Origin of the sequence: Vibrio frigidus, from assembly GCF_042465995.1 — a bacterium.
Classification (GTDB): Bacteria; Pseudomonadota; Gammaproteobacteria; order Enterobacterales; family Vibrionaceae; genus Vibrio.
The window spans coordinates 98,735-124,599 of sequence record NZ_JBCDMC010000007.1 but is presented as its reverse complement, the minus strand read 5'-3'; the positions used below and the strand labels follow the sequence as shown (position 1 = coordinate 124,599).

22 protein-coding genes and 1 pseudogene are annotated in these 25,865 nt (G+C 40.1%); 10 read left to right on the top strand and 13 right to left on the bottom strand.

Annotated elements, in window-relative coordinates; genetic code table 11:
• Positions 1-182 precede the first annotated feature (182 nt).
• The 3 genes from AACW90_RS13365 to AACW90_RS13355 all read right to left on the bottom strand — a co-directional run bounded on the left by AACW90_RS13365 (position 183) and on the right by AACW90_RS13355 (position 5,998).
• A complete protein-coding gene (locus AACW90_RS13365) occupies positions 183-1,187 on the bottom strand; it encodes a helix-turn-helix domain-containing protein (RefSeq protein ID WP_390235230.1) in 1,005 nt (334 codons plus the stop codon).
• Between the two features lie 813 nt (positions 1,188-2,000).
• On the bottom strand, positions 2,001-3,767 hold the full coding sequence (locus tag AACW90_RS13360) for a solute:sodium symporter family transporter (RefSeq protein WP_390235227.1): 1,767 nt from the start codon (positions 3,765-3,767) through the stop codon (positions 2,001-2,003).
• A gap of 125 nt (positions 3,768-3,892) precedes the next feature.
• Positions 3,893-5,998 carry an alpha-galactosidase gene (locus tag AACW90_RS13355; protein ID WP_390235225.1) on the bottom strand — a complete coding sequence of 702 codons (2,106 nt, stop codon included), beginning with the start codon at positions 5,996-5,998 and terminating at the stop codon, positions 3,893-3,895.
• A 249-nt stretch (positions 5,999-6,247) separates the two neighbouring features.
• Here AACW90_RS13355 and AACW90_RS13350 point away from each other — a divergent pair, with 249 nt between their 5' ends.
• The 5 genes from AACW90_RS13350 (at position 6,248) to AACW90_RS13330 (ending at position 12,208) form a co-directional block, all read left to right on the top strand.
• Positions 6,248-7,324: a LacI family DNA-binding transcriptional regulator gene (locus tag AACW90_RS13350; protein WP_390235223.1), complete on the top strand. Its 1,077-nt coding sequence runs from the start codon at positions 6,248-6,250 to the stop codon at positions 7,322-7,324.
• Between the two features lie 977 nt (positions 7,325-8,301).
• Positions 8,302-9,048, top strand: a complete 747-nt coding sequence (locus AACW90_RS13345; RefSeq protein WP_390235221.1) for an HAD hydrolase family protein — start codon at positions 8,302-8,304, stop codon at positions 9,046-9,048.
• The gene (locus AACW90_RS13340; protein ID WP_390235219.1) at positions 9,048-10,250 is read left to right on the top strand and encodes an MFS transporter; all 1,203 of its coding nucleotides are present in this window, start codon (positions 9,048-9,050) and stop codon (positions 10,248-10,250) included. The genes AACW90_RS13345 and AACW90_RS13340 overlap by 1 nt, the downstream gene beginning before the upstream one ends.
• 411 nt (positions 10,251-10,661) lie before the next feature.
• Positions 10,662-10,907, top strand: coding sequence for a type II toxin-antitoxin system antitoxin HipB (gene hipB / locus AACW90_RS13335; RefSeq protein ID WP_390235217.1), 246 nt, complete (start codon positions 10,662-10,664; stop codon positions 10,905-10,907).
• The gene (locus tag AACW90_RS13330; protein WP_390235214.1) at positions 10,907-12,208 is read left to right on the top strand and encodes a type II toxin-antitoxin system HipA family toxin; all 1,302 of its coding nucleotides are present in this window, start codon (positions 10,907-10,909) and stop codon (positions 12,206-12,208) included. Before hipB ends, AACW90_RS13330 begins: the two co-directional genes overlap by 1 nt.
• Before the next feature lie 216 nt (positions 12,209-12,424).
• Here the strand turns inward: AACW90_RS13330 and AACW90_RS13325 are convergent, their stop codons facing one another.
• From AACW90_RS13325 to AACW90_RS13295, 7 genes and pseudogenes are all read right to left on the bottom strand, one after another.
• Positions 12,425-13,336 carry a LysR substrate-binding domain-containing protein gene (locus tag AACW90_RS13325; protein ID WP_347997819.1) on the bottom strand — a complete coding sequence of 304 codons (912 nt, stop codon included), beginning with the start codon at positions 13,334-13,336 and terminating at the stop codon, positions 12,425-12,427.
• A 238-nt stretch (positions 13,337-13,574) separates the two neighbouring features.
• On the bottom strand, positions 13,575-14,765 hold the full coding sequence (gene metC, locus AACW90_RS13320) for a cystathionine beta-lyase (protein WP_390235211.1): 1,191 nt from the start codon (positions 14,763-14,765) through the stop codon (positions 13,575-13,577).
• Positions 14,766-14,776: 11 nt separating this feature from the next.
• Complete coding sequence (locus AACW90_RS13315; RefSeq protein ID WP_390235209.1) at positions 14,777-16,006, bottom strand: dicarboxylate/amino acid:cation symporter; 1,230 nt, start codon at positions 16,004-16,006, stop codon at positions 14,777-14,779.
• Between the two features lie 82 nt (positions 16,007-16,088).
• A complete protein-coding gene (locus tag AACW90_RS13310; protein WP_390235206.1) occupies positions 16,089-16,469 on the bottom strand; it encodes a Rid family detoxifying hydrolase in 381 nt (126 codons plus the stop codon).
• Complete coding sequence (locus AACW90_RS13305; protein ID WP_390235204.1) at positions 16,469-17,098, bottom strand: helix-turn-helix transcriptional regulator; 630 nt, start codon at positions 17,096-17,098, stop codon at positions 16,469-16,471. The genes AACW90_RS13310 and AACW90_RS13305 overlap by 1 nt, the downstream gene beginning before the upstream one ends.
• A gap of 1,328 nt (positions 17,099-18,426) precedes the next feature.
• Complete coding sequence (locus AACW90_RS13300) at positions 18,427-19,758, bottom strand: hypothetical protein (protein ID WP_390235202.1); 1,332 nt, start codon at positions 19,756-19,758, stop codon at positions 18,427-18,429.
• 702 nt (positions 19,759-20,460) lie between these two features.
• Positions 20,461-20,730 (bottom strand): annotated as a pseudogene (locus AACW90_RS13295) (SDR family NAD(P)-dependent oxidoreductase); the annotation flags it as partial.
• Between the two features lie 110 nt (positions 20,731-20,840).
• Here AACW90_RS13295 and AACW90_RS13290 point away from each other — a divergent pair.
• The 5 genes from AACW90_RS13290 (at position 20,841) to AACW90_RS13270 (ending at position 22,823) form a co-directional block, all read left to right on the top strand.
• Positions 20,841-21,014: a P-loop nucleotide/nucleoside kinase family protein gene (locus AACW90_RS13290; protein ID WP_390235200.1), complete on the top strand. Its 174-nt coding sequence runs from the start codon at positions 20,841-20,843 to the stop codon at positions 21,012-21,014.
• Positions 20,995-21,177 carry a hypothetical protein gene (locus AACW90_RS13285; protein WP_390235198.1) on the top strand — a complete coding sequence of 61 codons (183 nt, stop codon included), beginning with the start codon at positions 20,995-20,997 and terminating at the stop codon, positions 21,175-21,177. The genes AACW90_RS13290 and AACW90_RS13285 overlap by 20 nt, the downstream gene beginning before the upstream one ends.
• Before the next feature lie 139 nt (positions 21,178-21,316).
• A complete protein-coding gene (locus tag AACW90_RS13280; protein ID WP_390235194.1) occupies positions 21,317-21,685 on the top strand; it encodes a VOC family protein in 369 nt (122 codons plus the stop codon).
• A 63-nt stretch (positions 21,686-21,748) separates the two neighbouring features.
• Positions 21,749-22,174 carry a GFA family protein gene (locus tag AACW90_RS13275; RefSeq protein WP_390235191.1) on the top strand — a complete coding sequence of 142 codons (426 nt, stop codon included), beginning with the start codon at positions 21,749-21,751 and terminating at the stop codon, positions 22,172-22,174.
• 145 nt (positions 22,175-22,319) lie between these two features.
• A complete protein-coding gene (locus tag AACW90_RS13270; protein ID WP_390235189.1) occupies positions 22,320-22,823 on the top strand; it encodes a YgjV family protein in 504 nt (167 codons plus the stop codon).
• A 15-nt stretch (positions 22,824-22,838) separates the two neighbouring features.
• Here the strand turns inward: AACW90_RS13270 and AACW90_RS13265 are convergent, their stop codons facing one another.
• From AACW90_RS13265 to AACW90_RS13255, 3 genes are all read right to left on the bottom strand, one after another.
• On the bottom strand, positions 22,839-23,627 hold the full coding sequence (locus AACW90_RS13265; protein ID WP_390235187.1) for an avidin/streptavidin family protein: 789 nt from the start codon (positions 23,625-23,627) through the stop codon (positions 22,839-22,841).
• Positions 23,624-24,820, bottom strand: a complete 1,197-nt coding sequence (locus tag AACW90_RS13260) for a pepsin-like aspartic protease (protein ID WP_390235185.1) — start codon at positions 24,818-24,820, stop codon at positions 23,624-23,626. The genes AACW90_RS13265 and AACW90_RS13260 overlap by 4 nt, the downstream gene beginning before the upstream one ends.
• Positions 24,821-24,901: 81 nt before the next feature.
• Positions 24,902-25,846 (bottom strand): sensor domain-containing diguanylate cyclase, encoded by a 945-nt coding sequence (locus tag AACW90_RS13255; RefSeq protein WP_390235183.1) that lies wholly within the window; start codon positions 25,844-25,846, stop codon positions 24,902-24,904.
• Positions 25,847-25,865: the final 19 nt, after the last annotated feature.

The window sequence follows — 25,865 nt, the reverse complement described above, 5'->3', positions numbered from 1 at the left end:
CAATCGATTTCCTTTTCGACAGGAGAGTTTTTCGAACAAGAAAATTATCATTTAAGTGATACTCTTGTAATCAACTTGTTAATAAAAATGAGACTTTATTAGACTAGCAGGTTTCGAATTACATTCAACAGCCATTTGATGACAGTTCGACTAATTTTACCGTATAAGCAGTCTTATTTTGATTACTTACGATAAGTCGAAGGTAATTGATTGAAGATACGTTTGAATGAACGTGAAAAGTGAGCCGAGTCAGAATAACCAAAACGATTGGCAATTTGAATGATGGATTCGTCACTGGAGCGTAAATGGTAAGCTATTTTTTCAAAGACGAGTTCTTCTATAAACTGCTTATATACAATGCCCTCCGAGCTAAGTCGTCGCTGTAGTGTTCTCACATTCATACGCAATATTTCTGCGGCAAGTTTGATGGGTAATTTACCCATAGATAAATAAGGTATGATTGCCAGTTCAAATTGCTCTTTGAAGCTTAATCCATTGAGGTTCTTAGTGGACGTCAGAATTTCCCGACGTTTAACATTAGCCTCTATCTTCACTGGTGAAAAAAGTAACTCCTCTGATATTTCAACGGCAGTCACTGCTCTTTCAACAAAGAATTGAGCCTGTTCTAGTGAACGTAATTTGGAAAAATCTTCGATACAAGGGCTTTGAATACCAATCCTGTTGGGGCTCCATTGGTCATCAGTTAGAGCTCTTAAAAGTTCAGCCATGCAAATAACAGAAAACATTTCAGCGTACTTAAACCATGCTTCTTCTACACCACTTTTCTCCCGCACTAACCACCATTCTCCTCGCTTCTGTTCGAGGTAGACATTGGCTGCCGTAGATTCTTTTTTGAGGTTTTCACAAAATTGCTCTAGTGCATCTTTTAGGGAACTCCTTTCTGAAATCGTCATAAGCATGCGTGGAATAAAAGACTCTTTGCATGATCGAAGGAATAACCAACCGAGTCTGTCGCCTTCTAGATGTTGCGCCAAAACTTCCAAAAAATTTTTTAAACAAGACTCTGGTAAGTACTCATAGTTAGTTTCGCTGTATATATCATTGGGTATCGTCGCGGCTCGTAGTAATGAGTACGTCTTGTCGTCGATGTCCTTAAACATAGAAGCAAAAAACTCGACATTATCACGTAAAACTAACGGGATATCAGGGGCTTGATTACTATTCATAAAATGAACTCACTACGACAGTATGTTATTTAAGAAGTGATAGTCGTGAAAAATTGCGTTTTTTCCTATTTTATTTTGTATTCGGATTAAGTTTTTATCAAAATAATAAGCTGAGCAATAACTAAATAATAGGAGTTACTTTCTGAGTGGTAGGCGCGCAGTCTTTGATTTTTTCTCAACCAAAGAAGAACCTCCATAAAAAACTCGTGCTCAGAGAGCTTTAGAGTACCTTCTAATTCACCTCTAGGATAACGAATAATGTTATCCGCCTTCGAATAATCGCTTCTAATATTAACATGATACCGTCACTTTTTTCCGGTTCAATTTGCACTAAATCAGCTAACATTCACATTGCGAAATTGAATAGCTAAGTGAACCGTAATTATTAGACGTATTGAATTCGGATAACTTTTAGTATGGGATATACACATTAACATGATATGAACGAGAATTTATTTTGAATTGTTTTGGGGCAAAGGCGAGTTACAACACTCGCTGAAACGTCTTTGGACATAAATGAGCTACAGGTTTTTGCTAAATTAGCAGTTAACCAATACTACAGGTAGGGAAACTCACTTACCATACTGCCCAGTAATGAAGGTGCAGACCAAATTTGCGGGAAGAAAAAATTACAATAATTCGAAGTTATTCATCCACGACGTAAATAAATCAGTGTGGACAGCAACACCGATTAAAAAATCGGCATAATAAGATAGCTTTCTTGTTATATGAGCAAAAAAAAACGCTTCATACTTAGAGGTACGAAACGTATTAATTACTAAATTGAAAGCCAATAATTATCCAAACGACGTGTTATGTTGTCGTTAACCTACTAGCCACTTTAGCTTTCTTTCTCTTAATTCTCGCAAAGATACCACCAATAATTACGATGCCACACAGTGCGTAAGTCACCATGAAGGAAGTGTCACCTGCCACAAGACCAAGGTCAGAGAACGTAATGTACGCACCCAGCACCATGTAAAGAATCACCGCCGATGCCTCGAAGCGGAACTCCCAAGGTTTAATATCCATCGCTTCATTCACTGGAAGAACGTAGTCAGTATCACGAGGACGAACTTTACCGATAATGAACATTAGGCCACAACAAATCACGAACAGTACTGCTAACTGGTGGAAGAAGTGCAGTTCCGCCAGTGGCTTAAGTGGGCCAAGGTAATTGTGCATTGCTGCTGGAGTAAATTGAACGATACCATACGCCGCAACAAACACTGCCAGAGATATTTTTGCCGCTACCGCTGGGACACGCTTAGTTATGTAACCCATGAACACGATAGTAAAGATTGGCACACTGAACAGACCCGCTAAGCGTTGTAGTAAGTCAAACAGACCGTTTGGCGCAAACATAATGAACGGTGCAATACCTACTGACAGAATCGCAATGAATAGACCAAAAATACGCCCTTTGTTTACTAACTGCTCATCCGAAAGCTTGCTCTCTTTATCAAATAGAGGCTTATATACATTCAGTGTAAATAGCGTTGTTGATGAGTTTAAAACACCATTAAAGGTTGATAGAATCGCACCAAACATCGCTGCTAGGAAGAAACCGACCAATGGCTTGGGCAGTACTTCGTTGACTAGACGCGTGTACATGGTGTCAGCTTCGTAGTTTTGACCCGCTGAGTCAGCGGTACCAAACATATGGTAAGCAATGATACCTGGGATGATTAGAAATAGCGGCGTAACCACTTTAATTGCGCCCGCTAGGATGACTCCTTTTTGGCCTTCTTTGAGGTTTTTCGCACCTAGTGCACGTTGGATGATCGCTTGGTCAGTACCCCAGTAGTAAAGGTTCACAAGAAGTAGACCTGTAAACATGGTCGAGAATGGTACGTTCGGATCATCTTCTGCACCCACAGCTTGTAGCTTGTCTGTCGCGTTTGTCGTGATGACATCTACACCTTCCATAAAGCTACCGTCACCAAGTGCGATAAGACCAAAAGTTGGAATCATCAGGCCACCCACGATTAGGCCAACACCATTGAAAGTGTCTGCAATTACCACCGCTTTTAGACCACCGTAAATCGCATAAAACAAGCCTAAGAATCCGATGACTGACGCGATAAGTAAGATAGCTTGGAAGCGACTAATACCTAGCATGGTCTCGATATCAAAAATGCCACCAATCACCATTGCACCCGCATACAGCGTATTTGGTAACAGGTTCACGATGTAGCTTAGAAGGAATAGTACCGTTACAAACTGCTTTACTGATAGGTCGTAGCGAGATTCCAAGAAATCAGGGATCGTAGTAATACCCTGCTTTAGGTAACGAGGAACCAAAAACAGCGCGATGATAATAAGCGTGATGCCCGATGCAACTTCATAACCCATTACCGACATATTGCCTTTAAAGGACAGCGCACTCATCCCTACAAAGCTGGTTGCAGAAAGGTTGGTTAGGATAAGTGAACTAGCAATTAGGCCACCAGTTAAGCTGCGGCCTCCGAGGAAGAAACCGTCTTTGGAGTCATTTTTCTGATTCTTTACACGTGACCAAGTGAAGAACACCACAAGGCCTGTGAAGAAAAAGAATGACAGTAGGATTGTCATTGGCATATTTGTTTATCCTTAAATTATGGGTTTGTTATTAGATTGAGTTTTTGGCAAGGACGCGAGGTTGACTTGCTCCACGTCCCTACTTGATTCTTTATTTTCGAATTATGGCTTTGTTGATTAGCCGATTATTGGATTTTTTGTAGATGAACGATCAACGCAGACTCTGGGTCAAGAATAGGTAGCGTCACCCCAATTTCTTTCAAGTTATCGCCACTGAGCGTTAATGTTTTATCCAACCACTTAGGGCGCTGCTTCATCAGCTGGAAGCTGGTTTGCGGCATCTCCACAATTTGCACTTCATACTTCGCATCAATATCCGAGCAGCTAATTCGAAGCGGTGAAGGCAATGCGTGGTCAGGCATCGCAAGCTGGCAAACCGTGATAAGCATTTCATCGTCGCTTTCTACTCCGTAGATATTTTGATTCTTATCCGCAGGGTCGATGCGGAAGCTACGTCCACTATGAAGCAGGTGACGGTATTGCTTGTGCAGAGCGATATAGCGAGAAAACGCCGCTTTTTCTTCTTGGGACTCTTTCACAGGGTCAAGCTCTACACCCATGTGACCACTCAACGCTGTTACGCCACGCATATTGATTCCGTGACGACGATTGGTTGAGTGACACTCATCAGGGCCAATATGAGCACCCATTACCTCTGGCGGGAAGAAGTAGCTCATCCCTTTTTGGATCGCTTGACGCTCTAGCGCGTCGTTACAGTCTGACGCCCAAAAACGTTGGGTACGCTTAAGAATTTCGAAGTCAATGCGACCACCGCCCGACGAACATGACTCGATTTCCACCTCTGGATGTGCACGATTCAGTTCATCGACTAAACGATAAAGCGCTTGAGTTTGACCGTGTACCGCAGGCCGACCTTGGTGTCCTGGTTGCACCAACTCGCGGTTCATGTCCCATTTTAAGTAGGTGATCTTGTAGCGAGCTAACAAGTCGTTCAGGCGTTCGAACAGGTAGTTAAAGCAACCTTGATTTTGTAGGTCAAGCACATACTGCCAACGACCCGACGGTTGGTGATAGCCTTGCAAACCCAACACCCAATCTGGGTGGTTGCGGTATAGATTGGAGTCTTGGCTTACCATTTCTGGCTCAACCCATAGTCCAAATTCCATGCCCTGTTGATTCACATGCTTAATCACAGGCTCTAGGCCTTGCGGGTACTTCACTTCATCGAGATACCAATCCCCTAGAGCGGCACGTTCACCGTCACGACCAATAAACCAGCCATCATCAATAATGAAACGCTCAACGCCCATTTCAGCCGCTTCTGTCGCCATTTGTTTGATGTATTCAGGTTTATGGTCAAAGTAGATACCTTCCCAAGTGTTCAAATGCACTGGACGAGGCTTTTCAACTGGGAATTTCACAATATTGTCGCGAACAAACTGCTGGAAACGCTGAGAAATACCGTTAAGACCTGAGTTGCTATAACAGCCATACAACCAAGGGGTTTGGTAGCTGTCATGCGCTTCAAGAATCGACTCGCCAGAAAGCAGTAGCTCACCCGCCTGTACAAAGCGGCGACCATCACTACGAACGTCTGCACGCATTTGGTGGTTACCACTCCAACCAAGGTGGAAGCCCCACACCTGGCCCAATTGCTCACTGAAGCCATTGGTGCCGACAAATAAACCAGGGAAATTCTCATGAGACGTACGTCCGCGACGGTTCTCTTGCATAAACCCACCATGTTCAAAGCGTTGGCGCTGAGTTTGGAATTCATGACACCAGCGACCGTGGAACGTCATTAACTCATTTGCGTGGTTTGGTAGTGGCAAGGTCGATGACAATTTTCCAAGGTAGTAACGGCTATCACCTAAGTTTTTTATTGCGGTACGTTTTTGCAGTACATCCGTATCGACATATAGCTTTAGCTCAACCGTTAACTCAAGTTTAGCCACATCATCAGTCATGACAAAGGTCACTTGATTGTCATTTTCAGCCACTGAAGTCAGGCTAAACACAGGTGCCCAATCATAGCCATCGCGGTGACCTTCAATACCCGGAGCATTAAAGTGTCCACAACCAAGTTCTGGACAAAGTGAAAGTGGTACATCCACATCGAGGCGAGCTTGAGAGATTGGACGCTCAGTTGAAAGCAATAGGTCCTCGTCGATCTGAGCGATCTTACCGCCCCAGTGAAGAATCTCTGGAACACGCTCTGTTTTAATAATTAAACTGTGATTCTTACTCTGTAGATGTACAAGCTTACTCATAGAAAATCCAACTTTGTTTGCGTAATCATTAATTGAGCTCAGTTTGCTTTGTACAGGATGAATTAATAGCAAAAACCTAGAATAATGTGATCCAGCTCGACCTAAAAACCACTAAATCTTGTCACAGATCTACTGTTTTCGAGAACAAAAAGAAGTGTTTTTAACGACATTTTTGAACTAAGACAAAGTTTTTTTACCTTAATCTAGTTACAGTTGTATTTGTGGAAAAATAAACAGCGATTAATCGAAATGAGCGTAACCTTTAAAGACGTCGCCAAATTAGCAGGCGTATCAACACAAACCGTTTCACGCGTGACGAATGGTTCTGAAAGTGTGGCGGAAAAAACCCGTATAAAAGTGAACAAAGCCATCAAACAACTCGGTTATGTTCCCAATAAAGGCGCACAGATGTTGAGCCGAGCAAAATCAACCAACATAGGCTTAGTGACACTGAATATGGCGCTACATGGTGCGGTACTGATTGCTAATGAGGTACGTCTAAAAGCGCATGAACTCAACTTTGGTACCGCATTTTCCGTCGTTTCCGAGCCGACAATAGAGAACATTCAGCAAGCAATACGAGAGCTTATCGCCCAGCAAGTCGACTGTATAATCTTTAATGCTCCGCTAACGTCAGAAGATGCGGTATCACTGGTCGAGCAATTTCCAAACCTACATTTAATCTTTATTGATGTACCGGATAACACCCCCGTGAATTTTGTTCATGGGGAGCATGCCGTGGGTGCAGCGCTGGCTATCACTCACCTTATTGAGGGGAAGCGTGGAGACTTTATGCTGATCAGTGGGCCTAAAGAGTCCAGTGCATCCAACATACGTCTACAACGCTGGATTCATGAGCTAGAGAGTGCCAATAAGCACATTTGTTACCAATATCAGGGTAATTGGCAGGCTCAAAGTGGCTACCTTGCGGTTCGAGATGCCTTTGCCAAGCAAATCCATTTTGATGCAATAGTAGTCGCCAGTGATCAGATGGCCCTTGGCGCTTTAAGGGCGTTGGACGAAGTCAATATTCCGGTGCCTGAGCAAGTTGCAGTGGTGGGGTTCGATGGCATTGAGGACAGCGCTTACTTCAACCCGCCCCTCACAACCATTAAGCAGAACTTTACTGAAATTGGACGACAAGCGGTCATCCAAGCCATCACCCTTAAGAATCAAGATCCACAAGTACTATTATCACCAGCACAGGTTCGTGTTCCAGTAGAACTTATTAAGCGTAAAAGCAGTAAGACAAAACTTGATAAAAGCTACCGAAAACAAGATATTCAAAGTTTGTTGAGACAGGTTGAAGCTCTGCTACCAGAGTAGATGAGGAAGAAGTAACGATGCCCCAGAGTAGGGGCATCGATTTAATTAAATAAAGAAGATATTAGCACTAGGGTATTAAGGTTCACCACTGAGATTGTAGCCTTTCGTGGCCACATCCGCGTGCTTCGAAGTAATACTCTAACCCCAGTATTATAAGACTTCGGTCAGGCTAGCACCCTGTTTAGCTTGGCAAACATAAATAGCTTCATTAAGGTCCGGTGCTGCTTGATATTTTTCAGTCACTGCGTTTTTTTACTGCGTCTACTAGGCTCGGCTGTACAAGTGCCACAATACAGCCACAAAAAAATCACCTCCCGTCATGTGCACACCTATAGTGAATTATCAAATTTGACCACATAGTTAGAGTTCTAGGCATGAGAAAAAGTTAGTTAAATCGCGGGGTTTGAAATCAAGTTCAATCCCGCTCTGGTTCACAATGGGGCAGAAATGAGTCAGTAGCCTTATTGACTAAGATGTGATCACCATCAATGTTAACTGCCGCATCTAGTGGGTCTTTAGCATAGGAACCATCTTTTAAATCACTGCATCGACATCCTTAGAAATGCACCTAGCGATATAGATCTATTCTGAGCCTTTATAAGATTCGCTTTTAAAAATATGGCTTTTTGAATAATTAAACCGTTATTTAATTAACATCCATACATATTTAAACACAATTTAGCATTAGGAAATTTATATTTAGCATAAATGCTATTGCATAATCAGATAGCTAAATGCAAAGTTTATCTCTCACTTTCATAAAAGTACTTAATCATAAACCCGATACAACTACTGTAACCTTAAAAATAGAGGGTCAATATGCAAAACAGATTGTATATATTCGATATAGATGGAACTCTTCTAATTAACACTACTGGCTTAATTGAACTGGCAAAAGTGTTGGGTACAAAAAAGAACTACTCGAACTTTAAAAGTCATTCGAAAAAAATTAATTACCCACAACTGAGTTTACTAGATTGATTTCTATTTTGTGGGGTTATATTGACCCAGAGCTGTCTCATAAAGCTTTTTCAAACGCAAAAAAAATTTACGGAACATCTGAATGCCTTGCTATTATAAAACGAAATGGTGGTACTAGCTGTTTAATAACAATGTCCCAAGATATATTTTCCTCACACTTCAAAAAATATGGCTTTTATTTTGTTTTTAGTAGTACATACCCTCCAAATACAAGCGGTGATATAAAAACACTAACACCCAATGACAAACCTATAATACCTCGTAATCTTTGCAAAATTAAAAACTTAAAATTTGAAGAATCAATAGCGTTTGGTGATTCACTAAGTGATGAACCATTATTTTCACTACTAACTGAAACTATAGCAATTAATGCCACAGAAACTTTAAAAAACATAAGCAAATATAGCTATGAAGGTAAAACTTGGAGCTCTACAGACAATGGCTACAATTACGGACATACATTACCGTCTTTACATTCATTAACTCCTCATAATTCACATATAACAAATGAGCTTACTGACAATAATGCAGAGGCCATGAGAGATTCAAGATTGTTTCTAAGTGAGTCCTCTAGCTGGGAATTATCTAAAACGGGCCAATTTACGATCGAACCACAATTCACAATACCTCAAAATTCTCAAGTACCAAAAGCTATGATCCATTACGTCGTTGAAGTTTCATCAGGAAAGCTAAAGGTTTGTAATTGTTGCGAACATTTACCTCGAATGTTAGGGCTAATTTAATGCCTAATTCTTCAGCACTAGGCACTATAAGAACAAACACCTCTTGGCTCGATATCTTCATTTGTTGGGGTGCGGGTATATTTGCCGCTATGCAGTTTGCAAAATACTCAATTTCCTATGATAGCTTAATACTGTTTTATCAAAAAGAAGGTTCTGAAATAGGAGCTCTACTATCTGTAGTAGGTCTTGTTGGCATTTTCTTTGGCTCAGTGGCTGGTGTTCTCTCCGGAAACTTAGGTTATAAAAGAGTATTAGTCACTTCTTTAAGTATTGGTGGGGCTTTATCAATAATTCAATCCTTCCTACCCAATTATCCTATATTGTTCATTAGTCGAATAATAGAAGGCATATCCCATCTGGGTATCATTGTTGCGGCTCCAACACTGATGTTACGCAGCTCTGCCAGAAGACATCACTCTTTAGTCATGGGAATATGGGGGACGTTTTTTGGTGTTGCTTTTGCTATTTCAGGCTGGTTAGGAAGTTACATCTTAAATGCCTATGGTTTGTCAGTTTTATACTTAAGTCATGGTGTCATATCTTTGCCTATATTGACTTATTTTTTGTTCATTTATAAAAATGTTCAATCATACGAATCTGTATCTGTTTCAATCAACATTAAATGCCTTTTGAGAGATACTATTGATGTCTATTTGAACCCTAGAACATGTTTACCCGGTATTGTTTTCTTATTCCACACTTGCATGTTTGTATCATTATTAACTTTCATCCCGAGAATGTCTCAAGATAATAGTATTCAAGCAATATTATTCATAACTCTCCCTCTTTTCAGCATTGCAGGTACTTTCCTTTCTGGGTTTTTATCTCAATACTATATACGGCCTTCGTACCTTGTATTTACAGCATACTGTGGGGTTGCGCTGGCAACATTTATGACTGTTTTATTTGCTGAGACTTCAAGTTATTTTGTTTCTAGTGCTACATTACTTTTATTCCTATCCGGAATTGTTCAGGGTGGGACATTTACTTTAATTCCTGCTCTATCAAAAAATGCCAAAGAGCAAGCAATGGGGAATGGTTCAATAGCTCAATTAGGAAATTTAGGCGCTACAATCGGGTCCCCTATCTTTGCTTTAGTTATCGACAAAACGGGCAACTATGGAGCATTTTATGTTGTCTTTATATTGTGCCTAATGGGTTGTTGCGCATCCCTTATGACAAAAAGAGTGACCACAGCTTAAGCGATAGAATAATCGTTCAAAAAAGAGCTGCTGTGTAACATTGTCAATCATCAATGAGGGCACACACTATAAGAGAAGCGCTATAGTCCATTCTAGGTACGAGTAAATCCATTCACCCAAAACTTGACCGTTGATAAGATGATTGTTCTTGTTGACGTTGTAGATCACGTTAATGTCCCAGAAATCAGCGTCAAGCCACATTACCTACACAATCTACACGCCTTAAATATTTTTGGCATTTGTATGTTAGTGAAGTTATACCTTAGTAAAGCAAAGTTACCTTAACCCCACTAAGGTATAAAGGCCAACATATCCCCTTGTGAGGATATATGAGCCTTTACCCCCTTGTGAGGATATGTTAGCCTTTATACCCACTAAAGGATACTTCAACCTAATTGAGGGCTGAAACAAATGGTATATAGTCCAAAACAACTAGCAGACATGATGCTCCTGATACGTCAAAAGAACGGCTGGACTCAATCAGAGCTGGCGAAAAAGGTTGGAATAAAGCAAGCAACCATCTCTAACTTTGAGAATAACCCCAACAAAACAACACTTTCTACCTTCTTTAAGCTTATCCAAGCAATGGATCTAACGCTTAGTATCCAAGAAAAAACGCTAGTGGCTCCGCTAGATGAAAATGATGAGAGTTGGTAATGCAAAAGCTAATAGCATACATGAATGGTGAACTTGTTGGTGCTTTGGAAAAACGTAAGAATGGAGCCCATATTTTTCAATATGATAAAAGCTGGGTAAATAATGCTAAAGCTCGCCCAATATCATTATCTTTAAAGCTTCAATTGCCCCCAATAACTTCAGATGCCGTTATAAACTATTTTGATAACCTCTTACCAGATAGCCCACAGGTCAGAGATAGGATCGTTTCTAGGTACAAAGCTTCATCCAAACAGCCCTTCGACCTCCTTAAAGAAGTCGGTAAGGATAGCGTCGGTGCAATTGCATTGCTCCCACCCGATCTTCCCTACAAAAAAGAACCACTCAACTACGAAGTATTGGATAATAAGAAGCTAGAAGCCGTGCTCTCTGGATATAAGTCAGATATTCCACTCGGGATGCTTGAAGAAGAAGAAGACTTTAGAATATCAGTAGCAGGTGCTCAAGAGAAAACGGCCCTCCTGTTCGTAAACGGACAATGGTGTATACCGAAAGGAAACACGCCAACAACCCATATTATCAAACTACCAATAGGTGAAATACAACAAGCCAATGCAACACTGGATCTCAAAGACAGTGTAGAGAACGAATACCTTTGCATTGCGCTAGCCAGAGCTCTGGGATTTATCGTTCCTAACGTTAGTATAATCGAAACAGATTGCCTTAAAGCGCTAGCAGTAGAACGATTTGATCGACGCTGGACGAAAGACAAGTCAGGTTTGATTCGCCTTCCTCAAGAAGATATTTGCCAGGTGTTTGGCATGCCATCATCAATCAAATACGAATCTCAGGGTGGTCCTAGCATCGCCCAGATCATGGCGTTACTAATGGGCTCAAGCAATGCCCTAGAAGATCAGTATAACTTCATGAGATTCCAAGTGTTTCAATGGATTATAGGCGCGACAGACGGACACGCTAAAAACTTCTCTATCTACATTGATAAAGGAGGTAGCTATAGCCTAACCCCGTTCTACGATATTTTGTCCGCTTACCCACTCTTAGGGGGCAAAGGGCTCAATATTAGAAAGCTAAAACTAGCGATGGGATTAAAAGCGACGAAAGGAAAAAAGTATGAGGTGAATAAAATCTTACCTCGTCACTTTTTAGATACGGCGAAAGCTGTAAACTTTAATCAAGATAAGATGCAAAAGATAATGGATGAAATGAAAGATGCGCTACCTAAAGCGATCTTACAAGTAAAAGCGAATCTACCAAAGGATTTTCCTGAGCACATCTCAGACGCAATTTTTGAGAATGCTAAGAAGATAATTAAGAAGATTTAGCTATATAAATGTTCTAATTTCGGACTACCTTATAATAAACGGACGCGAGTTCAGTTCCTTTTTAGGCAGGATTTTAATGTAACACTGAAAGTAACATCAAATTAGTATAATCCATTACAGGCCTTATATAGATTAAAATGAAACTTTAGTTCAACTCCCTTGTTGTATCTTTCTTGTTGTATCTTGATACTGTCAATTTGCAGACTATATTTAGAATTATGGGGCTTTAATACCCGTTAAATTGGTGTAGCATTGTTGTTTAGCGATCGCAAAAAAAGATTTAAAATACTGGCGTTCAACTTCCGAGGATCGAATTGCTGCAAATAGTCTTAACCATAAACCTTCTCCAAGTGATTTGCTAACGACAAGTTCTTGACGAGAAAAATCATGTACCGCCCAATTGGGAAGTGCTGCGACACCTAAACCAGCAGAGACCATTTGAACCAACATCAAGGTATTGTCCGCTTGTTTCCATGCTTTAGGTTCTACTCCTTCTGGCTGCAAGAAGTGCTTTACAATATCCAATCGCTGCTTCTGAACTGGATAAATCAATATTGTCTCGTTTAAAAGATCCTTTGCTTCAATTCTCTCTTTTGCTGCAAATGGGTGACTTGGTGAGACAAGCAACTTCATTTCAAAATCAAATAAAGGTTCATAATGGATTTCACTTTTGATCTGTATGTCAGAAGTAATAACTAAATCTAATTCACCTGAAATCACTGCTGGTAAAGGTTCAAAACCAAAACCAGAGGAAAAATCAAGCTTTACATTGGGCCAATGAGTCTGATATTCCTTTAGCGCAGGCATTAACCATTGAAAGCAAGAGTGACAGTCAATAGCCATGTGTAAACGTCCACTCGGATCTTCTTTTAGGTTGGCCAATGTATGCTCGGTAGCCTTAATTCTAGGTATAATTTCATCAGCCAACATCAATAAAACATCACCTTCTGCTGTAAAGCGTACTGGGCGAGTTTTTCTTAAAAATAGTGGGCATCCTAATCGTTGCTCTAGATCTTTAAGCTGATGAGATAGGGCTGATTGGGTTAAGCAAAGAGTGTTGGCTGTCGCAATTAACGAACCAGTATCTCGCAGAATAGACAAAGTACGAAGATGTTTAATTTCAATCATAAACTTTCGCCAATTAAATGTGAGTAGAATATCCGAAGGCAATGTAGCTTGACTATTGAGTTGTGTAAACCTCGGCAATAAAAAATTGCCATGTTCGTATACTGAATCAAGGCAACGTTGATATCTGAAAGAAACCCCCAAAGATGATGGAGGTTCCTTTTACTCAGCCATGAGGTAAACAGTTTTTTATAATATAACTATATATTTCATAGTTATAAAGGCTAAGTAACCATGACGATTAACTAGTGATTCGACAAAATCCCTTATCTAAATCTTCTATCAAGTCATCTGAATCTTCTAGTCCGATGTGTAGTCGAATCAACGTGCCTGAGAAATCAACACCTCCTGCTGGTCGAATGGCATCAAGCTCTTCAGGTTGATTTGCTAACACCAATGATTCATAACCACCCCATGAGTAGGCCATGCTAAAATGCTGAAAATTATCTAGGTAATTTTCTAACTGCTCATTGGATAAACGCTCATTTAGAACAAAAGAAAATAAACCATTACAGCCAAGAAAATCTCTTACGTAAAACTCATGGCCCTTACTACCAGGCAGCGCAGGGTGATTCACATGGGAAACCTCCGGACGTTCACTTAACCATTGAGCAATTTTAATACTGCTCTCTGCATGTTGTTTTAAGCGAACTCCCATTGTTCTTAAACCACGGGAAGCGACATAAGCTGTATCAGCATCAACCATTTGTCCCATTAAGTAAGAACGTTCACGTAGACGTTCCCAGCAACGTTCATTTGAAACAGCCGTTCCCAACATTGCATCGGAGTGGCCCACAATATACTTAGTACCTGCCTGAATAGAGATATCAATATCGTACTCTAAAGCTGGGAACAAAATACCTGCTGCCCATGTATTATCAATCATGATAATAACTTCCGGCTTAACTTTACGAATTGCGGCAACCATTGCAGGAATATCCTGAACTTCCATTGTCACTGAACTCGGAGATTCTAAGAAAACAACCTTAGTATTCTCTTCTATCAAACCCTCTATGCCAAATCCAATCATTGGATCGTAATAAGTCGTTGATACGCCCATATCCTTTAAGATAACGTTACAAAAATCTTGTGTTGGCTCATAAGCACCTCCTGTCATTAACACATGGTCGCCATGCTGAACAAAAGATAAGATCGCATTGGATATAGCCGCGGCACCACAAGGGTAAAGTGCACAACCTGCACCGCCTTCTAATTCACACATCGCTTCTTGGAATGAGAAGTGAGTTAATGTACCGCGACGACCATAAAACAATTCACCTTCACCACGTTTTGCTGTTGCTGCTTTTTTGGCTTTCACTGAATCAAAAACTAAAGATGATGCTCGTTGAATAACTGGATTTACAGAACCTTGTTGAAAGCGCTTTGTGCGTCCAGCAGTAACTAATTTTGTTTCCATTTTTTTTGAAGTCATTTTGTTTTCCGTTATGCCGTTTGAGTTTCAATAGAAACATCTTGTTGTTTTTCTTTACCCATGAAACGCTCTACAATTTGAGTTGCATTTAGGTCATGGATTACGTTAATTAAGGTTGCAGGTGCATCAGTAATAGTACCGATAACCACGAGCATAGGAATCGTCTCCAAAGGTAGACCTAACGTAGTTACGATGAATATTTCACCCAAGAACGCGCCACCGGGTACACCACCTACAATAATTGCAGACAAAACAGCGATAGCCATTGCCATAAAGAAAACGTCTGGAGTAAAAGGAAGGCCAAGAACAGAATAGATAAATACAATCTTCAGCGCAGCAATCATTGCTACCCCGCCTTTGTTAAGGTTCACGAGAAGAGGTAAACAAATATCTACGATATCTTCGCGAATACCCATTTTCTTAGCTGCACGAATATTAACTGGTAGTGTACCAAGTGATGAGCAAGTACCAAGAGAAGTAATCGTTGGTTCTATAGCATTCGCCCAGAACGCTTTCACGCCTTTTGTACCACCGCCAATGTAAGAATAAACGGTTGACCCAATTACGTAATAGATAGCCGAAGCCACAAAGAACAAGCCAATAGCACGTGCAAATGTACCTAATAACGCAGAATCTTGCTCTGCCATTGTTGCCGCGAAGAATGCACCTAAACCAATTGGAGCGACGGTCATAATGATAGAAACAATCTTCATAATTACTTCGTTTGCACAATCTAATAGATAAGCAATATGCTTGCCTTTCTCACCAGACTGACCAATAGCAACACCTGCAAGAATACACATGACAATTAACGCTAAGATGTTCGATTTAGAAAGGAGTCCAGAAAAATCATTCGTCGTAAACATGCTAACGAAATCCATGGTTCCGCTGCCACCTGTAAATTCTTGACTCAAGTCAATAGTGACACCTTGCGCTGGGTCATAAATACTGGCAAGACCAATGACCCCAAGCGCGGGAATAATAGACATTGCAATAGATACAAAAAAGATAATACCTAATATTTTCCCCAGTTTTTTAAGGTCACTCATGCCAGCAATAGAGGACATTACGCTGATTCCTACAAGAGGAACGATAATCATGAAAAGGAGGTTTAGAAAAATTTTACCTAAAGGTTTTAATTTAATTGCCATTTCAGGTGCTATTACACCGAAAGTGCCACCTAAGAATAAGGCCAATAGCAACACGAGGGATGATTTGTAAGGTTCGAGTTTTTTCCACATAATTTTTTTCCGTTATTTAGAATTAAAATTGATAAATTGCTTTATCGTAATATAGAATGTTTTTTTATTAGTTTGATGCTGATTAAATAGCAACAATTGCTTCTATTTCAACTAACGCACCCAAAGGCAATGCTTGTACTGAAAAGCAAGAACGAGCGGGTGTGTGGTCACCAAAAAATGAGCTATAAACATCATTAACCTCTGAAAAATCAGAGATATTGCTTAAATAGATGGTCGTTTTTGCTACCGATTTTTTGGATAAATTATTTTCACTTAAAATGGACAATAAATTACTAAGTGATTGGACTGTCTGTTCTTTGGCTGTTTCTCCTTCAATTTTCATTGAGATAGGGTTCAGAGGTAATTGGCCAGATATATAACCGGTATTACCGATGACTGCCATGTGACAATAACAACCCACGGCTTTAGGTGCTGATTCTGCAAATAAAATATTAACTTGCATTATATTTCCTTGTTTAAGTATCTATATAAAGTTTGATCTGAAATTCCAATCATTTTGGAAATTTTCTGAACATTACCTTTTATGGTAAATAAGCCAGTTTCGTCAATTTGTTTAACAAAACTAACTTTTTCATCAAGTAACAATCGAGACAAATCATTGATTTCCATCTCGTTCATTGTTTGTTGAATAATGTTATTGCTGACATCTTCTATCGAATTATGAAAGGTTTCATCTTTCGAGTTTCTAACCTCGTAACTAGGTAATATTGATTTAATAGAATTTATTGCATGTTCAATTTTACTATCGTCAATATTTATACATAACATGTAGGTGGGAATGCTATTTTGAGAGATGATGAGAGTCGATGAACGTAGCTCTATTCCATTCTGTACCCGACCTCGATAATTCAACGAGTAAGGCTCATTACTGCCATTTTGGATGCTTTTTATCTTTTGCAATGCTAAATTTGTTGCAGGTGACCCTACCTTTCTTCCCGTAAGGTAACCATTTTCGATAATAATTACAGAATTGGACAAATCAGTTAAATCGTGTATTACGATTTCACAATGTGACCCTATAACGCCAGCAATAAATTTGACTAAAATACTTAAGTCTACTTCTATTTTCATGAGTCTATACGTCCAAAAAAGCAATGAAGATTAATATGGTCTTCAGATGTGTCTCTAATGGTGATAAAAGTACCTCATAATAATAAATTTCTATATTGATAAATTATCCACATCAACATGAAGGAAATTCATCTTTCTATTTTCATTCCACATTAAAAGTAAGAACAAATAACTAATTGTTATTATTTTTATTTAAAACAACAAATAATGTTGTTCAGTTGTTACAATAGCACTGTGAACTTAACTAAATTAATTCTCAGTTTCCCGGTAGGCTACCCCTTAATCAGCAGTGATATTACGCCATGTAATCAAGGCACCCGTTCTTCGACTTTTGTAAAATTCAGCACAGCACAAATGCCTTAAAAAATTGAAAATGTTATAAACCAATAAAAATATATTGAAGAAGCACTGTGCGTGTGGACTGCTTTTTAATTTCCGCATTTGCCGAGCTCTCACCCTTGTGGTTCATGGGAGCTTTCGATAAATAACTAAATGGACAGGCTCCGTAGTCTTCGCCGTAGTCGTTCGTAGTCTTGTTAACAATCCGCGAGACACAATGATAATAAGGTGTTGTGTTGGCTTCGAGCAGTGGTCAAAACGCCCTTGTTTTACGAGGCATTAGTGGATCTTTTGGAAACCGATGCTGTTTTTCAAAATATGGCTGTCCTTGTTAGATCTATTCCAAAATTTAAACTGGATGGGCAGTTCTATTGTAGCTTTGCTTGTTTATGCAATATCAGTAATAACATCAATATTAGATGAGAAATCAGCAATGGCATTCAATCTGATTTGTAGAATTATTAGCGGAATCTTAATCGCTATAACTATGGTAATCGCCATATTCAAGGGGCAAGCTACTGCTATGTCTTTCTTCCTACTATTAACTATTGTCACGTATATGATTTATGTCTATTTCTTCTATGCGGATATCAAGCAAAGTCGCAAGATGGACCTTAAAGCCAGCATTTAGTAGTAGTTTTATTTGCAGTAGATGAATAAAACTAGTCACCAGTTTGTAGGTGGCTCACGTAATTTGAAGTAGCTGAAGTTAACCGAAACATCAAATTTTTCAAAACCTAAGGATAAAAAAGGAAAGTCACCTTTTAAAACAAACACACACAAAGCCTTAGAATAAATGTCCATCAAAGGCCGCCTAAATGACCTCTAAACCAACCAAACACAAACCCCCCGCATCTAATCCAACGATAAGACAGCTGTCCTTGTTGTATCCCTAGTACTCTACAAAATGATAGCTTAGGTATAAAGTGGTCAAGAATAACTGGCCATACAGAGTTCAAATCACACCGCAGCCTACCCAAATTTATACGCTATAGCCCATTCCAGGTACGAGTAAATCCATTCGCCCAAAACTTGACAAGATAATCGGATTGAATCCCTAATAATTGCGCATCCACCCAAACTTTCTTTTTAAAAGTAGTGACTAACTTGCCCATCGCTTCTTGGGTATCTGGAATAGCATATATGTAGGTCATTTGAGATTCAGCATCTTCTGCACAAACATAGGTAAATGATAAAGACAGGCCATCTATAACCGTGGATTTATTTTGCGCTTTGACACCTGGAGTACACGGCTCATTATATCGAAAATACACTCGTTTATTTTTGTCAGCGTCTCTATCGAGAACAACAAGAAATATTTTCCTAGATTCCATCAACTCATTTCGAGTTTGTATCGAAAACTCTCTAGCAGCGTTGACTTGCGTCGGGTTCAGTTCTATCCCTCCACGTAAAAGATCATGAGTAAGCTCAAAAGGAAAGTCATCACGATTTTGTTGATAAAGTTCTTCTATTATTATCGTTGACGTATTGGATCCTAGATTCAAGTGATTAGACTCACCATCTATAATTTTAGTAAAGCCAGCAATTAAAAGGTTCAGGGCATCGACTAGTTTACTAACGTACTCCGCCTTTTCGGCATTGTTTACATCGAAATATTCAGATTTTGCCGCCGATATTAGACGAAGATTTAATGAGTGACGACTATTAGAATGATGCTCTGACTCAAGAAAGTTTTGGAAATAACTAAAAGAGTCATTCGTCTCTTCAATGTGATTAGTTTTTTTCCATGCTTCATTACAAGTAAGTTCACTTCCAACCTGTTGTTCAACAAAAACAACACTCTGAATAGAAGTGACCTCTCTGCTATACTTCTTTTTGAACCCTTGAATTTTCTCATTAAGGTCGTCAATGTCCTCTTTCACACCAATAGCATTTCTCATATTATTTCGGCCCGACTTATAATCATCATATCGGTCTTCGTCGTAACAATACTCTGCTAATTTATCCCACATATTTTTTGACTTCACCGTGGTTCTTCTAATTTCTATTAGCTTTATCCTAATTACCTCCAAAGCATTACTATTCGACTCTGCGGTATATTTTTTTCTTTGTAGTTGTCGATATAATTTCTCATTAGTGGTGCTTTCTGGAATTTGGGAATATATAAAGTTGAATGAATTGTAAATAGCAACCTGTTCATTAAACTCGTTGACTTGAACATTGTAGCGGTCTTCGGCTTTGTTATAGAGTTTTTTGGCTTTGTCCCAATTACTATCTGTACAATACCCTGCATTCGCCGGGGCAATTTGTAACGCGACACATACCAACACAAAGAGAAGTTTGTAAACTATTTTCATCATAATCAATACGCTGCAGCAAAGGTTTTATACAGTTTATATATTGATCACCTCTCTTACCCTGTTTTTTATCAATAATACATTGCGTTATTATCGTGATCCGGTAAAAACGCATACCCCACCTTCTGCTCGGTATTGTTTACCAAGCTGTTAGTATAAAACAGGCAACCATTTCAAACTTTGAAAACTCCCCCAGACAATAAGGACAGTCACTGAGGGATCCCCACAAACTTAAACCCTAAGATCTTGAGCAAGTTGAATTTTTTGGCAGAAGGTATTAATCGTTGTTCGCCAAGATGACACTGTTATAACTAGATAATTGTTTTTGAATACTCGTTTCCCAAGGGTGAAGTAACTTAATACTCTTCTATCTTTGATAGTATTCGCCTGAAATTGTCGACGTATATCAAGAACTTCAGATAGTAACCCGAGTAATATTAGATAGGTATGAGCGAACGTTCCTATTAGAATTATAGTGCTCAATCGACTTCGACTATTCGTTCGATGTGTGCTCATACCCAACCCAAATTGACATGACTTATGGTCTCTGGGGATACTTCGTTTTACAAGGCATTAGTGGGTTTTATGCAAACCGACGCTATTTTTCATAAGATGGCTGTCCTTGTTGCTGTTCACTTAAGAAAAAGTGGTCATCGTCATTCCCGTGAAAACGGGAATCTTGGTGATATTAGACCCCCCCTTCATCTACACCAACGATAATCCACCATCAACAACGAGCGTGTGGCCCACTACATAGCTTGCTTTATCTGAGCTCAACCACTCGATAGCATTCGCTACTTCTGTCGTTTCCGCAAATCGGCCCATTGGTATGTGTGGTTCTATTTCACTACGAATATTGGGATTTTGCGATACCTGTCGTTCTTCCCAACGAGGTGTCCAAGTGACTCCTGGGGCAACCGAGTTAACCCTAATGCCGTCTTTGATTGCCTCAAGCGCAACGGATTGAGTTAACCCCAACCCAGAAACCCCAATCGTAAACGTGAGGCTGCTAGCGACGGTTTAATTGTTCAAGGTAAGTTCTGCTTGCATACGCATTAAACGTTATATCAATAAGTGAGTACGTAATGATACATCTAATCTGCGGCCCTATTGGCGTTGGAAAATCAACCATCGCACATCAAATCGCTGAACAACATAGTGCCATTCGATTCTCTGAAGATGAACGACTGAGTAAATTATTTATACCGGATGTCCCGCAAGATTTAATGTCGTGTTCCGATGAGATTATTTCAACATAGGCAACAGAAAAGGATCAACGTTGCAGAGGTCAAATTTGGCTTTTATGCGAAAGGTAAGACCTATTCTATAGAAGTGACGCTTGGTATGTTTAACATGATGGAAACGTTTTTCGAGCCTCCAGTGGCCGATGAGCTATCGGAAGCACGAGTTGTCCACACGTAAATTACTCTCGTAAAAATGCCCCGTTCAATACTCTGAGATTTAAGCGCTAAGCTTAACGTCGGCGATTATGATATGTTATCTTGGGTAAGGAAGAGGGCATTGCTCTTTGACTATCAAGGTGTTAATACAAGGGGACAAAATGATAAGTCATATTGATCATGTAGTTCTGACTGTTTCTGATATTGAATTTTCGGTGACGTTTTATCGCCGGGTTTTGCTTATGGATGAGATTGCATTTGCGAACGGGCGCAAGGCGCTAAGGTTTGGAAACCAGAAAATCAACCTTCAAACGCTAGGGCAAGAACCACGAAATAATGCTCGCGTTGGCTCTGGTGACTTGTGTCTTATCACTCATTGGAGCCTGAACGATGTTGTCGCGCACTTAAAGAACGAAAAAATAGAGATCATAGAAGGCCCTGTCGATAAGTCGGGAGCCATGGGTCAAATTGAGTCGGTCTACTTTTTGGACCCAGATAATAATTTGGTAGAAATTAGCGTGTACAATTAGCTACTTTGTCATCACAACCTACTTATATAGATTGCCAACACGTAGAAATAGAGGATAAAAAGAATGGTTGAATCAGATAAAAAGCTCGCGAGTTGTCTTTGTGGAAGTGTCAAAATAGAGGCTCATGAGGTCAACCCCAAATTTACAGTTTGCCACTGTGATACGTGCAGATCTTGGGGTGGCGGTCCGTTTTTTGCCGTTCAGTGTGGTACCGATGTTAAGTTTCAAAATGCTGAAATGGTGAAAGAATACAAATCGTCGCCTTGGGCAACCCGTGGATTTTGTGGCGAATGCGGAACACATCTTTACTATCGCCTCAACAAAACTGGCGGCTACAACATGCCAGTCGGCTTGTTTCCAGAACTCAACGGTTTGGCGATGAGCATGCAATACTTTAGTGATCAGCGTCCAGATTACTATTGCTTTTCAAACGAAACCAAAGAATTGACAAAGGCAGAGATCGAAGCTTATTTCGCTTCATCGGTCTAGCCGATTTAACGAACTAAACCATCTCACCCACAACGCATTGCATTGTTAATGCTATTCAATATTTATAGTTATGACGCAACACAGAAGCATCGTATTGCGTTGTGCTGCGCAAGTTAATTAAGTGCGATATTCTTTGGAGGTTCAAGTGTCGGCATTTTTTTTATCTCAGGTCTTAGTCTCAATAGCCATTGGCTTTGACTTGATGTCTTTTCAGTTTAAAGAAAGGAAGAAGATTGTCGCATGCCTATTTTGCGCTGGTATCCTCATTTCAAGCCATTTCATTTTGCTAGAACAATGGACAGCGGCAAGTCTAATGGTCATCGCCACTACCCGTTATTTAATGAGTGTATTTTCTACCTCGTCAAAGCTTAAGTACTTATTTTGCTCTGCCTCGGTATTGGCTACCTTTATTACTTATGCCGGGCTAGTCAGTGTATTGAGTTGTTTAGGATCGATTTTTCAAACCGTGGCGGCTTTTAACAAGGACGACCGTCGGTTAAGAGAGCTTATGGTGGTGGGCACGACTTTTTGGCTTTTTCACAATTACTTAGTCGGCTCTCCAACCGCCGTTATTATGGAAGTTCTCTTTATTTCCAGTAACTTAATTGGTTATTATCGGCACTATTATAGAAAAAGTAGCGCCGTTTAAATTCAGCTCTATCCGCTATTCAATTATTACTTTTTTTAGTGTTATGCTTTCCAATCTAGTTTGCATAAAACTGTCTTGAGGTGATGTTGGTCCCGCCATCCATGAATATAAAATAAGATGATCTCGACCATAGTTCAGCATCCCTGAGATAGAGCTCGTTTCATTAGAATCCGAGCAATACCCGGTCAGACTAATGCTTTGAGCCATGTTTAACTCTACATCAGTATCTATAAAACCTAACAGCGGAACATCTGTGTCCGCGGTTGTCAGCATGGCTTTAGTCAATCCCGTTTTTACGTCTACTTGATAAACATCTAGCGCTATATCGTCATCTAAGCCTACCCATTTCCCCGCGACTGGGTAGGCCTTTGTATCGGATTGCAGATCCATTAAGCCATTCTTGATAATCGAGATATCAGGTTGCTCTGCGTCATCTGCTTTGGTAAAGACTAACTCATCTATGTAGTTGCCTTTTTGAAAACTCTCGAAGGGCACAGAGACCACAATTGAGTTAGTCAAAGTCATTCTGCCATCTAACTGAAGCTGCCCGCACATAGAACCAGCCCAGTGCCAGCTTTCATCTTTAACCCCATCTTCGATATTCTTCCAATAGATAGCCATTGCAATACTCTGCCCAAGCTCTTTAGAAGGCTGATAAGCAGAACAACTCCCCACCAGTAAATACGAACCGGTCGACCCTGTGTGCGAAGAATATGTTCCCCGTAACGTTGTACCGTCAATAACAAGAGACATCTGTGAGCCAAATGAGTTAACCCACATTCCTGCCAAACCTTCGTTCATCATGATTCCTCGTTTAGGTTATTAAATAGCGATGCCGGAGAGGTCTGTTTCGTCTTGATAATTTTAGGACCACCGTGTTTGTTAAATACCCAAACCCCTTTGGGTTGAATATCATTACCAGACACCATTTCATACTCATAAACAGTGTACAGGTGATCCATCAGTACCGACCCAACCAATAGCATGTTGTCTGCACCCGAAAGGCCTTGAAATTGAGACACTATTTGACCCTTTTTCTCGCCTGCTTCAATCTCACACTTATAGATATCACTGGTAATTTCAAAGCTGCCGTACTCTTGACCAGTTTCATCAGATAACGAAATGGACACAACGGGGTTGTTGTCTTTCGTTAGATCGAACAGTTGAGATAACACTCGTTCATCGCCTTTGAACTGTGATGAACCACTATCGAGTGAGAAAAACATATCTGTCCCGACAGGTTTACCCGCTACGCTTACTGATGCACCCGATGAGCTCCACAGGTAACTGGCCTCTTTTTGATAGCATGACCAAGGCAGATATATATACTCTCGAGAAGACGCATACGACTTGTCTAACCGGCCAAAACCGATGCTCCCAATGGCATCATTTACGCCGACAGATTCAGTCAGGAATGAGATATAAGGCGTTTTCTCACTGACTAGCCCCATTTGTACAAGCTGTAAAAAGAAATCAAATTTCGGTTGGGACCCATTATCATTCGCAGAATAATGGAAACGGAAAGGAGACGCGTTATTCACCTGATTCATCGAGCTATTCTGGCTGCTAGGTAATCCTATTCCACCATCCCAATCCAACTCTTCAAACTGTGAGCCTGAATACGCTTTAGCAAGGAATAGATCGGTAAAAAATTCGTAAGCATGAGTAACGTGCGGAAACGACAATCTGTCGCTTCCTGTTTCAACTTCCATGGTTCCCCAGGGACCAAAACTCACAGATTGTTCTTTTGTACTGATCCATTCAAAGGTTGAAGAAGCGGACATGTTGAATCGAGAATCGGCGTAATGCTTACAACTATCTTCTGCACATAAACTAGACGTTACCCAATTGAAGTTGCTCCCTGTATCAAAACATATTTTGAGCTTTTGACTGGGGGAGCCGATACCAAGTTCACAATACCAAGGTGTTGCCCCATTATTTTGGAACGGCCCTCGTTGGAGAGGAAGTTCCAAACCTGTACTTTTTGATGAGTTCACTAACACTCCCTTCTAATTCGTCACTTAGGCTTTCATTTGACCATCTTCTCTATTTTTGCATAACCATAAAATGTTTGAGGTTCATCCAGTTGATAAAAAATTATTTTTATCAATCTCAAGGGAATAAATACTGACCTTATTTCTCCCGGTATTCTTGGAGTGGTACATGGCTTTATCTGCTCTCGCCAATATATTTTTCACATCGCTATCGGTTTTAATGACCTGCGTGACACCGATACTTATCGTAAGGTTTATTTCGTACTCATCCGCCATAAACCTGCTTTTTTCCAGCTTATCTCTTAGCTTTTCAGCAATGATAGTGGCATCTTCTAAGTCAATATCATTGAGAATAATGGCAAATTCCTCACCACCAATTCGTCCAAAACAGTCCGATTCGTTTAACTCAGCTTTAAGCACTTTTACAGCATACTGAATAGCATCATCGCCATAAGAATGCCCTAATGTGTCATTAATACGTTTAAAGCGATCGATGTCTAACATGATAAGTGAAAAGCTTCGGCCACGTGATTGGTACTCATTTAAAGACGTTGTTAATGCGTTAGTAAATGATCGTCGATTGGCAATACCCGTTAAATCGTCGATCTCTGATAACACCTTTAATCGTTGCTCTAGTAGATGGCGTTTCGTGATATTTTTGGCTATCCACACAACGGTACGCTCACCGTTTTCTATTAATGGAAGAGGCTTAATAATACCTTCAAACCAGATCTCTTGTGGAGACGGGACATGCTCTGGTAGGTCAATCATATCCTGCTTATCAAACTTATAATGGGCAAGCTGAGTTTTGTTCGACTCCAAAGCCGCTACTATGTGGGAATGAAACTCTTTGGCCATGTCGGGAGGCGCAACATCATAAAGTGACCGTCCAATAAATGGCTTGCAGTCAAAACCGGTAGCATTATCATCGCCACCATAAACATCGATATAAATACCGGACTCAGAGAAAATAAATACATGATCTGGCAAAGCGTCTAGCACCGTAAAATATCGATTTTTCAAATCCATCTAACAAGCCTTCTCTATC